The following is an 11,419-nucleotide window of genomic DNA, read 5'->3' as shown; positions in this document are numbered from 1 at the left end:
TTCTCTTTAATAGTCAAGTGCAAATGATTGTTGTTTGCGTTTTATTCATAAATCAGCTCGTGTAGCTGTTTGCGTTCAAGGTATTTTCTTGTGTATTCGCAGAGCGGGTAGATTTTCATTCTCTTTTCCTTAGCCATTTCTACCAATTTTGCATTGAGTTTTCCGGCAATGCCCTTTCCTCTATGGGATTCAGGGACGTAGGTTGTTGTTACCATTATTATGTTTTGTTCAATCTTAAACTTTACAAATGCCTCTTCTTCTCCTAACTTGAGGACAATTTTTTCGCCAACAATTTCAGGTTCCAACGGGCTCCTCCTCTCTTATGAAGAGAAAGTGTCTCTTAAAGTTTACTCCTTTAAGGTCAAGATCTATCCTTTCAATTATAAATCCGGGAATCTCGCCTGTAAACGGCTCTTTTCCCCGGTAGATACACAGCACGGCACGGTTTTCTAAAAAAGGCTTTGTGATTTTAACAGCACTTCTGGGGTCTTCCACGGCCCGCATTGTTAAAATATCAAAATTTTTATTTGTTAACTCCTCAATCCTTGTGCACTCTATTGAAACGTTGTTAATTTTCAGTTCCCTTTTCACCTGTTCCAAAAAAACGCACCTTTTGTGCCTTGGTTCCACAAGAGTGAACATTGTTTCAGGAAGCGCAATGGCAAGCACCATTCCTGGGAATCCGCCACCTGAACCAACATCTGCCACATGCTTATCTTTTAAGTTAATTCCAGCTTTTTCAAAAGCTTTGATTCCTGTCAACGAATCAAGAAAGTGCTTTTTCTCAATCTCTTCGTCTGAAAGTATAGATGTGATGTTTATCCTTTCCCCCCACTTCTTTAAAAGGGATTTATAAATCTCAAGCTTTTCAAAACCTTCATCTGGCAGGGTTATGCCATTTAGGGCGCAGAGATTCTCAAGCACCTTTTCCCTCTCTACGGGACTTCCATCTGTTTATGTAAACGGAAAGAATAGATATTGATGCAGGCCTTATACCTTCAAGTCTTGATGCCTGCCCGAGTGTTAGAGGTTTTGCCTCCTTGAGTTTTTGCTTTTCTTCCGTTGATATGGGAACAGAATCATAATCAAAGCCTTCAGGTATTTTTATGTTTTCCAGCTTTCTAAATTTTTTGACATCTTCAAGTTGTCTCTTTATGTAGCCTTCGTACTTTATTTCTATTTCTGTTTCTTCAAGTGCTTCTTTTATCGTTTTTTCATCTACTTCTGAGGGTTTTGGAAGGTTGACTATTTTAAGAAGGGAAGAGAGTTTAACTTCCGGTCTTTTTAGAATGTTGTAGCAGCTGACCGTTTCTTTTACGGGTGTTGTTCCCTCTTTTTCAAGTATAGGGTTTATTTCTTCCGGTTTGACTTTAAGCTCTTTTAATTTTTCTATGAAAACTTTGACAGTTTCGTACTTTTTCTTTACTTTTTCGTACTGCTCTTTTGTGATTAGACCAAACTTGTAGCCGTACTTTGCCAGTCTGAGATCAGCGTTGTCGTACCTTAAAATAAGCCTGTATTCTGCCCTTGAGGTGAAGAGTCTGTAAGGTTCTCTGACTCCTTTGTTTACAAGGTCATCTATCATAACACCGATGTAAGCTTCGTCTCTTCCAAGAACAAATCTTTCGTCACTTTCCTTTGCAGTTAGCGCTGCGTTAATACCTGCAACGATTCCTTGTCCCGCTGCCTCTTCATATCCTGTTGTTCCGTTTACCTGACCTGCGTTGAAAAGCCCTTTTATTATTTTTGTTTCAAGTGTTGGATATAGGTGTGTTGGATCTATGAAGTCGTACTCAATCCCGTAAGCCGGCCTTATTATTTTTGCGTTTTCCAATCCCGGTATTGAGTGAATTATTGCTTCCTGAATATCGTAAGGTAAACTTGTTGACGTTCCGTTCGGATAAAACTCTATAGTATCTCTGCCTTCAGGTTCCACAAAAACGTGGTGCCTCTGTCTGTCGGGGAACTTTACAATTTTATCCTCTATTGAGGGACAGTATCTAACGCCTGTTCCTGTTATTAATTTTTTTTCACCATACATCGGGGAACGATGAAGGTTTTTCCTTATGATTTCGTGGGTTTCAGGTGTTGTATATGTTATATAGCAGGGTATCTGCTTGATTTCCCTTGGCTCTGTCCAGTAGGAAAAAAACGGAGGTGGTTCATCGCCAGGCTGCTCTTCCATTTTTGAAAAGTCAATGGTTCTTCCGTCTAACCTTGTCGGTGTTCCTGTTTTAAGTCTTGCAACGCGAAAGCCGTGCCTTACATAGAAATCGGAAAGTTTGTTGGCAGACGGCTCCCACATTCTGCCGCCTTCGAATTCTTCGAATCCGATGATAATTTTTCCCTTCAGGAACGTTCCGGCTGTAACTACTACCGCCTTTGCTGCGTATCTTGCCCCTATGTGTGTTAAAACACCTTTTACTTCCTGGTTTTCAACGATTATATCGTCAACTATTTGCTGTATTATGTCAAGGTTTTCAGTATTTTCTATAACCATTCTCATTCTTTTACGGTAAGCTTCCTTGTCTGCCTGTGCTCTTGGAGCTCTGACAGCAGGTCCTTTTTTCCTGTTGAGGATTCGAAACTGGATGCCTGTGGCGTCAATGTTTTTTGCCATTTCGCCACCCAGGGCATCAATTTCTCTAACCACCGTTCCTTTTGCCACGCCGCCAATTGATGGATTGCAGGACATTTCGGCTATTTTGTCAATATTTATGGTGAATAGAGCGGTTTTACATCCCATTCTCGCTGCAGCAAGTGCTGCTTCACATCCTGCATGGCCGGCTCCAACAACTATTACGTCATAGATGCCGTCCCACATTTAAAACTCCACCACTACTTTGGTTCCCCTTGTGGCTTTTAATAGCCTTGCGGCAGAGGCCATATAGGATATCAGCTGATAGTGACCTTCCGGGTTAACTGATATGAAAAATTCTCCTTTTTTCTTACCCCTAAAATTTAAAGAGGAGGATGTGATTTCGACGCCGTTTATTTCGATTCGCGAAGGAAGTTGTCCGTTGTATTCCATATTAAGTATTAGGTTTCCAAAACTGTCCACGTCTATAATAATGCATTCAAATTTTCCGGGTTCTATCTCTTTTGGAGACGGTATTCTAAACCTTTTGATGATTGAAAGTTTTTTCTGGTCACCAAGGTAAAATGGCGATTGGAATTTTGCAAGCTGGGCAGCGATGGGAGCAAGCTGGTTTCTTCCTCTGAAGTTGCCTTTTCCTTCAATGAAGTAGTGATCGGCAGTAATAATATAAACAGAGTCTGCAGGTTCTTCCTCTAACATTAAACTTGGAATGCCGTTGTTTGGTGTTACTATGTAATATTTTTCAGTTGAAATGATTATCAATTCTGCTGAAGGATCTGGATCTACAGCTATTAGAAAAACTGTTCCTGATGGAAAGTATCTGTAAGACCACTTTAGTTTGATTGCTGCATCCACTAAATCAAAGGGTCTGATATGGTGAGTTATGTCAACAACCCGTGCTTCGGGATTGTTCATGTAAAGCGTTGCCTTTAAAGTTCCAACGTAGGCATCTTTAAGGCCGTAATCGCTCATTACAGCTATCAGGTTTTCCATCCCATCTCTCCGTCCGTTTGTTGTGTAAGACTCTTTAAGCTTAATTCTAACCTATTAACGAAAGTTTTTAAATCTTCATCGGTTTCTGGAATTAACGGTTCACCGATTGCAATTTTGCACTTTGAAAATGGGTAGGGTACTAAAAATCTATCCCATGAACCAAGAGCCTTTCCCCTATTTGTCGAGAAGGTTACCGGAAATACAGGAATTTTAGTTATCATTGAAAGTTTTGCCACCCCTGCTTTTAATTTTTCTCTGGGTCCCCTGGGTCCGTCAGGTGTTATCGCTATGCTGTAGCCGTTTTGAAGTGCTTTTACGAGATTTCTAAAAGCTTTATCTCCTCCCTTTTTTATTCCTGTTGAGCCTCTCACTGTTCCAAAACCGAGTTTGTGTATTATTCCTGCTATTTCTTCTCCGTCACGGTGTCGGCTTATAAGAACTTTTACAAGTTGCCCTTTGTCTTTAAATACGAATGGGAGAATTAACATCCTTCCATGCCAGAATATATATATTCCCGGGTTTTCAGGTGAAGGGAGCCTTGCTCCTTTTTTAAGGTGAATTTCTATTCTAAGTGTTTTGAGATATGCATTTAAAATCAAAGTAGTGAATGTTTCCTTCACGCTATTTAACCTCAAACTTTACTTTTAAGGTGAGGCTCTTTATTGGGATGTTTTTGGGTATTGGCGGAAATGGTGCAGAGTTGTAAATGGCGTTTATTGCAGCATCGTTGAAGAGGCTGTCGGTTGATAGCTTCTCAATGTTGAAAGAAGTCATTTTTCCCTGTTTGTCTATTGTAAAGGAGAGTTCTACCTTTAAGTCCTTTCGAGTTCCGGCGTAGGGGTTTTTCCAGTTGCTCATTATTATCTTTTTTATCATAAGCGCATAGGGTGCAATAGAGGAGCCTTTCACTTTGAGATCTGAAAAGGAATTTTTCCCTGTTCCGCTTGTGCTGTCAGAAATGGATAAAGTGTAGCCGGTATTTCCTAAAGATTTGCTGTTTTCTCTTTCTGAACTAGGTGCATTTTTGTTTCCGGTTTTATAAATATTTGTGGTTTTTATTTCGCCTTTTTTTAAAACTTTTGAGATTAAGCTGTTTTTAGAACTTCCTCTGCTGTTTTTCTTTGTAATCAATCCTGAGGGAATTTCAACTCTTATGTCTGCATTAGAAAGAGAGGTTGACTTGCCGGGATTACTTTTTAAAGCTATGAGGTTTGATTCGACTTCTGTGTCAAGGCTGAAGGCGTTAAAGTCTATAACTTCAAACTCTGTTGTTTTGAGTATGCTGTTTTTAATGTGAAATATGCTTAAAATGGAGGCGTGTATAAGAATAGAAATGGCGAGGGCAACAATATCTAATTTGGCGTATTCGTCCTTAAAAAACTTTTCCTGTTTCAATGTGATTTTCCACCTGAAAATTTTTATGGAGCGGGCGACGGGATTTGAACCCGCGACCCTCAGCTTGGGAAGCTGATGCTCTGCCAGCTGAGCTACGCCCGCAACGGAAGTCTTCATTAAAAATGATAGGATATAGAGGTTTAGAATTCAAGTTGTATCTGGCATAATTCCCTGTTGAAAAAGTTTTTTGCGGGAGGTAGCGTGGCTTTAAGGTTTTTTACTGCGGGTGAGTCTCACGGGAAAGGTATTTTTGCTTTTTTAGAGGGTTTTCCGGCCAACTTTCCTGTTGATTTTGATTTTATTAACGGTGAGCTTCTTAGAAGGCAGGGGGGATATGGCCGTGGCGGTAGAATGAAAATAGAGAAGGATAAAGTTGAGTTCTTATCTGGTGTAAGGCTTGGAAAAACGCTTGGTTCTCCTATTTTGATGGCTGTTTGGAACAGGGATTATGAGAACTGGACGGAAATAATGAAACCGGAACCGGGAGAGCTTCCGGAAGAAAAGAAGGTTTTGAGACCCCGTCCGGGGCATGCAGATTTAACAGGTTTTATTAAGTACGGTTTTGATGATATAAGGAACGTTCTTGAACGGTCAAGTGCAAGAGAGACAGCAGGTAGGGTGGCTGCCGGTGCCCTCTGTAAGAATCTATTGAGGCATTTAGGTATTTTTGTAGGAAGTTACGTTGTTTCAATTGGTGAAAAGCAGGTTGACAGGAAACTTTATGAGGATATTTCCTTTAAGGAGCGGTTTGATAATTCCGAAAATTCGGAGCTCAGGCTTCCTGTAAAAGATGAAGCTATTGAAGAAGAGTTTAAGCGCTATGTTGACAGTATGAAAGAAAAGGGAGAAAGTCTTGGTGGTGTTTTTGAGGTTTTTGCTCTGAACGTTCCTGTTGGTCTTGGTTCTTACGTTCAGTGGGACAGGCGGCTTGACGGTAAGATAGCTCAGGCTATGATGAGTATTCAGGCAATAAAGGGTATTGAGATCGGTTCTGGATTTGAAGGAGCTAAAACGCCAGGTTCTAAAGTTCACGATGAGATATTCTACTCTGAGGAAAGAGGTTTCTACAGGGAAACAAACAGAGCAGGTGGATTAGAAGGTGGAATGACAAACGGAGAGCCGGTTGTTGTTAGGTGTGCTATGAAACCCATTCCAACACTTTACAAGCCTTTGAGGAGTGTTGACCTTAAAACCCTTGAACCTTATGAAGCTTCTATAGAGCGTTCCGATATATGTGCTGTTCCGGCGGCTGCGGTTGTTGCCGAGGCAATGTTAGCGATAACGCTTCTTGGTGAGATAGTGGATTCGTATCCTTCAGACGATTTTAGAAAGCTTCTCTCTTTCTTCAGGTAAAGTCTGATTTGGTGAAAAATGTAAAAATTTTGTAAAATTCTATGACAAAATTACGGGAATGAGGTGAGGACATGTACAGAATAGTCAGAAAACGGGAACTCGCCGAGAATGTTGACGAGTTTGTGATTGAAGCACCGGAGATAGCTGAAAAGGCAAAGCCCGGTCAGTTTATCATTGTAAGGATTTCAAAAAAGGGTGAGAGAATTCCCCTAACAATTGCAGAAAAAGACCCTGAGCAGGGAACGATTACTCTCATGGTTCAGAGAGTTGGTAAAACTACCTTCCACCTTTCATGTTTTGAAGAGGGACACGTTATTCCTGACGTTGTTGGTCCTCTTGGGAGACCTACTCATATTGAGAATTGGGGACATGTTGTTTGCGTTGGTGGAGGTCTTGGTCTTGCACCTATTCACCACATAGCTCAGGGTGTAAAAGATGCTGGGAACAGAATTACGACAGTTATGGGCTTTAGAAGCAAGGACCTCATCTTCTGGGAAGATAAGATGAAAGCCCTCTCGGACAGGGTGATTGTTACCACAAATGACGGTTCTTATGGAATGAAAGGCCTTGTTACAGATGGGATTCAGAAATTGATAGATGAAGGTGAGAAAATAGATATGGTTATAACCGCCGGTCCTGTGCCAATGATGAAAGCAGTTGCTGAGTTAACAAAGAAGTACGACATTCCGACGGTAGCTTCTCTTAACCCTATAATGGTTGATGGTACAGGTATGTGCGGTGCCTGCCGTGTTACGGTTGGTGGTGAGGTGAAGTTTGCATGCGTTGATGGTCCTGAGTTTGATGCCCACCAGGTTGATTTTGATGAGCTTATGAACAGGCTTCGTATGTTTAAGTCATTAGAAGGTGAAGCTTTAAAAGAGTTTCAGAAAAAACACTGCGGTTGCGGAAGGGAGTAAGCCATGGCTAAGAGAGAAATAAGAAAGAACAGAGTTCCGGTTCCTGAAAGACCGGCAGAAGAGAGAATAAAGGATTTTAATGAGGTAAAGCTTGGATATACGCCAGAACTTGCCATGGAAGAGGCAAAGAGGTGTATTCAGTGTCCTACACAACCCTGTGTTGAAGGTTGTCCTGTTAGGGTACCTATTCCTCAGTTTGTAAAGCTTATTGCCGAAGGAAAATTCGTTGAAGCGGCCAGAAAGATAAAAGAGGAGAACATTCTTCCTTCCATTTGTGGAAGGGTTTGTCCTCAGGAAAACCAGTGTGAGGGTGTATGTGTCGTAGGAAAAATTGGTGATCCTGTTGCCATTGGTGCTCTTGAAGCATTTGCCGGTGATTACGAGGCCAGAGTTGGTATTGAAAAGCCTGAAAAGGCAGAACCCACAGGGAAGAAAGTTGCTGTTATTGGTTCAGGGCCAGGTGGTATTACCTGTGCGGCTGACCTTGCAAAGCTCGGTCATTCTGTAACAATATTTGAAGCTCTCCATGAACCGGGTGGTGTTCTTATTTACGGTATCCCTGAGTTCAGACTTCCAAACGAAATTGTTTACAGAGAGCTGGAGATTCTTAAAGATCTTGGTGTAGAGATAAAGCTCAACTGTGTTGTAGGTAAAACGAAAACTTTAGAAGAACTTAGAAAAGAATTTGACGCTGTATTTATAGCTTCAGGTGCAGGTCTTCCTTATCTGCTTAAGATAGAGGGACTTAACCTTAACGGCGTTTACGCTGCAAATGAATTCCTTACAAGAGTAAATCTTATGGGAGCTTCAAGGTTCCCCGATTACGATACGCCTGTTTATGTTGGTAAAAGGGTTGCCGTAATAGGTGGCGGTAACACCGCTATGGACGTTGCGAGAACGGCGAAAAGACTCAAAGGTGTTGAAGAGGTTTACATCGTTTATAGACGTTCCGAAGCTGAAATGCCTGCAAGGGTTGAAGAGGTTCACCACGCAAAAGAGGAAGGTGTTATTTTCAAAACATTAACCAACCCTGTGAAGTTTATTGGAAAAGATGGTTGGGTTGTTGGTATGGAGTGTGTCAAAATGGAACTTTCTGAACCTGATGAATCGGGAAGAAGGAGACCTGTCCCGATAGAAGGGTCAAACTTTGTTCTTGATGTTGATACTGTTGTTCTTGCTATTGGTCAGGGGCCAAACCCGATTGTTATGGAAGGCGTTGAAGGACTTGAAGTTGGTAAATGGGGTCAGATTGTCGTTGATCCTGAAACCTGCAAAACAAGCCTTGAAGGCGTCTTTGCCGGCGGTGATGTTATCCACGGTGGCTCTACAGTTATTCAAGCTATGGGAGATGCGAGAAAAGCGGCTGCGGCTATTCACGAATATCTTCTTGAAAAGTGATTTAAGCGGGGAATTTCCCCGCTTTTTAAATCTTTTTAATCTCTTTCCCGATTCTCTTCTCAACAGATTCTATCTTCTGCTTCATTCTGTTTTTTCTCCCTTTTCTTATGTCAAACTTTACGGTGGAATAGATCCTGTTACAGTCTGGTTCTAACTCTTTGTACGCTTTTTTGATAATCTCTAACGCTTCTTCAATTGTATCTGTTTCAAACACGGTTCCCATCGGCGTGAGTTTATATTCTACCCCGGACTCATCAATCATCTTTATAATTCTGCTTACATACTTGCTTACGCTCTCTCCTTTGTCGGTGGGGAACATGGCAAATTCAACCAGAACGGACATTTTCTCCTCCTTAGAGCCCTTTAGTTTCAAGGTCTTTCTGTTGTCTGTAAAAAACTTGTAAAAATTTTGTAAAAATCATATAATTTCTCAAGCTTTAATTTAGACCTTTATACGATGAGAATGCAATGAAACTTGCCGTAATGGATAAAACTCTTTAGGAGGAAGGAGACTATGGCTAAAAAGGCTACCATCGTCTGGACAAAAGTTGACGAGGCGCCGGCACTTGCAACTTACTCCCTGCTTCCAATTGTCAGGGCTTTTACAAAGGATGCCGGTGTAGAGATTGAGCTGAGAGATATTTCTCTTGGTGGAAGAGTTCTTGCTGCCTGGGGAAAGGCACCTGATGATCTTGCTTATCTTGGCGAGCTTGTATGGAAACCGGAAGCCAACATTATGAAGCTTCCAAACATTTCAGCTTCAATTCCTCAGCTTGTTGATGCTATAAAAGAGCTTCAGTCAAAAGGTTATGATATTCCTGATTTTCCTGAAGATCCAAAAACAGAGGAAGAGAAGAAAATAAGGGAAGTTTACGCAAAGTGTCTTGGTAGCGTTGTTAACCCGGTTCTCAGGCAGGGTAACTCAGACAGGAGAATTGCAAAGCCTGTTAAGGATTATGCCAGAAAAGCTGCAGAAAAGCGCAACTGGATGAAGCCTGTTCCTGAAAATTCAAAGAGTTACGTTGCTCACATGAAAGGTGGAGACTTCTATGAGAACGAAAAATCTGTAACACTTCAGAAAGATACAAAAATCCGATATGAGTTCGTTGATAAGAACGGCAACGTTACCGTTATGAAAGAGATAGAGCTTGGTGAAGGTGATGTTGTTGATGCTACTTACATGAACAGAGAAAAGCTTAGAGAATTTTACTCAGAAGTAATTGAGGATGCTAAGTATAACGATATTCTCTTCTCCCTTCACGTAAAAGCTACTATGATGAAAGTTTCCGATCCTGTAATGTTTGGTGATGCAATCAGAGTTTACTTTAAGGAGCTTTTCGAAGAATTTGGCAGGGAGCTTGAAGAGATAGGTTTTAATCCTAACAACGGACTTGTTGACCTTGAGAAGAAGCTTTCAAAACTTCCGGAGGAAAAACAAGAGGCTATTAAGAAAAAAATAGAAGAGATTTACGCTAAGCAGCCAAGGCTTTACATGGTTGATTCTGATAAGGGAATAACAAACCTCCACAGACCTAACGATGTTATTATCGATGCTTCTATTCCTGCCGTTATAAAGAACGGTATTCAGGGTTGGGGACCTTCCGGTGAGGTTGACGACTGCGTTATTACAGTTCCGGATAGAAGCTACGCAACAATGTACAGAGAGATTGTTGACGATATAAAGCTTAACGGACAGTTTGATCCTAAAACAATTGGAAGCGTGGCCAACGTGGGTCTCATGGCAATGAAGGCTGAAGAGTATGGTAGCCACGACAAGACATTCTTCCCTCCGGCTGACGGTATTATGAGAGTTGTTGATGAAGATGGAAACGTTCTTATAGAACATGAGGTTAACGCCGGCGATATCTACAGAAGTTGTGTTACCAAAAAGATAGCTATTGAAGATTGGGTTAAACTTGCCGTAAACAGAGCTAAAGAAAGTGGAGAGCCTATCGTATTCTGGCTTGACGCTTACAGAGCTCACGACAGACAACTTATTAGAAAGGTTAGGGAAGAGCTTAAAAAGTATGACCTTACAGGTATAGAATGGCACATAATGGCTCCACCAGAAGCTATGAAGTACACGCTCAAGAGATTCAGACAGGGTCTAAATACGATTGCCGTTACAGGAAACGTTCTCAGAGACTACCTTACAGACCTGTTCCCGATTATTGAAGTTGGAACAAGTGCAAGAAGTCTTTCAATAGTTCCTCTTATTAATGGTGGTGGTGTATTTGAAACAGGTGCAGGCGGTTCGGCACCCAAGCACGTTCAGCAGTTTGTTAAAGAGGGGCACTTAAGGTGGGATTCTCTTGGTGAATACCTTGCATTTGTTGAATCTCTGAAGCTTGCTTACAAGCAAGCCGGTGATGAAAAGATTAAGGTTCTTGCTGAAACGCTTTCCGAAGCTGTAGGTAAGTATCTTGAAAATGACAGAACGCCTAAGAGAAAGGTCGGGGAGCTTGATACAAGGGGAAGCCACTTCTACCTTGCTCTTTACTGGGCGGAAGCTCTTGCAAACCAGACAGAGGATAAAGAGTTGGCCGAGAAATTTGCCCCGATAGCCAAAGCTCTTAAAGAAAATGAAGAGAAGATTCTTGAAGAGATAAGGGCAACGGAAGGTTCACCAAAGGATATTGGTGGTTACTATCTTCCTGATGACGAAAAGGCGGAAGCGGCTATGAGGCCGAGTAAAACATTCAACGAAATTATCGATTCCATTTAAAAATTTCGCACGGCTTCTAAGCCGTGCCCTTTAAATTTC

11 protein-coding genes and 1 tRNA gene are annotated in these 11,419 nt (G+C 41.5%); 4 read left to right on the top strand and 8 right to left on the bottom strand.

Going from position 1 to position 11,419, the window contains the following annotated elements:
* Window positions 1–41: 41 nt before the first annotated feature.
* From MV676_RS06945 to MV676_RS06915, 7 genes are all read right to left on the bottom strand, one after another.
* Window positions 42–305, bottom strand: a complete 264-nt coding sequence (locus MV676_RS06945) for a GNAT family N-acetyltransferase (RefSeq protein WP_022847040.1) — start codon at window positions 303–305, stop codon at window positions 42–44.
* Window positions 295–924, bottom strand: a complete 630-nt coding sequence (gene rsmG, locus MV676_RS06940) for a 16S rRNA (guanine(527)-N(7))-methyltransferase RsmG (protein WP_297446139.1) — start codon at window positions 922–924, stop codon at window positions 295–297. The genes MV676_RS06945 and rsmG overlap by 11 nt, the downstream gene beginning before the upstream one ends.
* Window positions 917–2,824: a tRNA uridine-5-carboxymethylaminomethyl(34) synthesis enzyme MnmG gene (gene mnmG / locus MV676_RS06935; protein WP_297446136.1), complete on the bottom strand. Its 1,908-nt coding sequence runs from the start codon at window positions 2,822–2,824 to the stop codon at window positions 917–919. Before mnmG ends, rsmG begins: the two co-directional genes overlap by 8 nt.
* On the bottom strand, window positions 2,825–3,592 hold the full coding sequence (locus MV676_RS06930) for an SAM-dependent chlorinase/fluorinase (RefSeq protein WP_297446134.1): 768 nt from the start codon (window positions 3,590–3,592) through the stop codon (window positions 2,825–2,827). It abuts the gene before it with no gap.
* Complete coding sequence (locus MV676_RS06925) at window positions 3,580–4,212, bottom strand: lysophospholipid acyltransferase family protein (protein ID WP_297446131.1); 633 nt, start codon at window positions 4,210–4,212, stop codon at window positions 3,580–3,582. Before MV676_RS06925 ends, MV676_RS06930 begins: the two co-directional genes overlap by 13 nt.
* Window position 4,213: 1 nt before the next feature.
* Window positions 4,214–4,987 (bottom strand): TonB family protein, encoded by a 774-nt coding sequence (locus tag MV676_RS06920; protein WP_297446127.1) that lies wholly within the window; start codon window positions 4,985–4,987, stop codon window positions 4,214–4,216.
* 26 nt (window positions 4,988–5,013) lie between these two features.
* Window positions 5,014–5,089, bottom strand: a tRNA-Gly gene (locus MV676_RS06915).
* 99 nt (window positions 5,090–5,188) lie between these two features.
* Between MV676_RS06915 and aroC the strand changes: the two genes are divergently transcribed.
* From aroC to gltA, 3 genes are all read left to right on the top strand, one after another.
* Window positions 5,189–6,340 (top strand): chorismate synthase, encoded by a 1,152-nt coding sequence (aroC, locus tag MV676_RS06910; protein WP_022847034.1) that lies wholly within the window; start codon window positions 5,189–5,191, stop codon window positions 6,338–6,340.
* Between the two features lie 71 nt (window positions 6,341–6,411).
* A complete protein-coding gene (locus MV676_RS06905; protein ID WP_297446123.1) occupies window positions 6,412–7,257 on the top strand; it encodes a sulfide/dihydroorotate dehydrogenase-like FAD/NAD-binding protein in 846 nt (281 codons plus the stop codon).
* Between the two features lie 3 nt (window positions 7,258–7,260).
* Window positions 7,261–8,655 (top strand): NADPH-dependent glutamate synthase, encoded by a 1,395-nt coding sequence (gene gltA, locus MV676_RS06900; RefSeq protein ID WP_297446121.1) that lies wholly within the window; start codon window positions 7,261–7,263, stop codon window positions 8,653–8,655.
* Between the two features lie 25 nt (window positions 8,656–8,680).
* Here gltA and MV676_RS06895 read toward each other — a convergent pair whose 3' ends face one another.
* A complete protein-coding gene (locus tag MV676_RS06895; RefSeq protein ID WP_297446118.1) occupies window positions 8,681–8,998 on the bottom strand; it encodes an MTH1187 family thiamine-binding protein in 318 nt (105 codons plus the stop codon).
* Between the two features lie 171 nt (window positions 8,999–9,169).
* Here MV676_RS06895 and MV676_RS06890 point away from each other — a divergent pair, with 171 nt between their 5' ends.
* The gene (locus tag MV676_RS06890; protein WP_022847030.1) at window positions 9,170–11,380 is read left to right on the top strand and encodes an NADP-dependent isocitrate dehydrogenase; all 2,211 of its coding nucleotides are present in this window, start codon (window positions 9,170–9,172) and stop codon (window positions 11,378–11,380) included.
* Window positions 11,381–11,419: the final 39 nt, after the last annotated feature.

Source organism: Desulfurobacterium sp., assembly GCF_027028515.1.
In the GTDB taxonomy this organism is placed as follows: domain Bacteria; phylum Aquificota; class Aquificia; order Desulfurobacteriales; family Desulfurobacteriaceae; genus Desulfurobacterium_A.
Note: the sequence above shows the minus strand (reverse complement) of the source record. Positions and strands in the feature narration are given on the sequence as shown.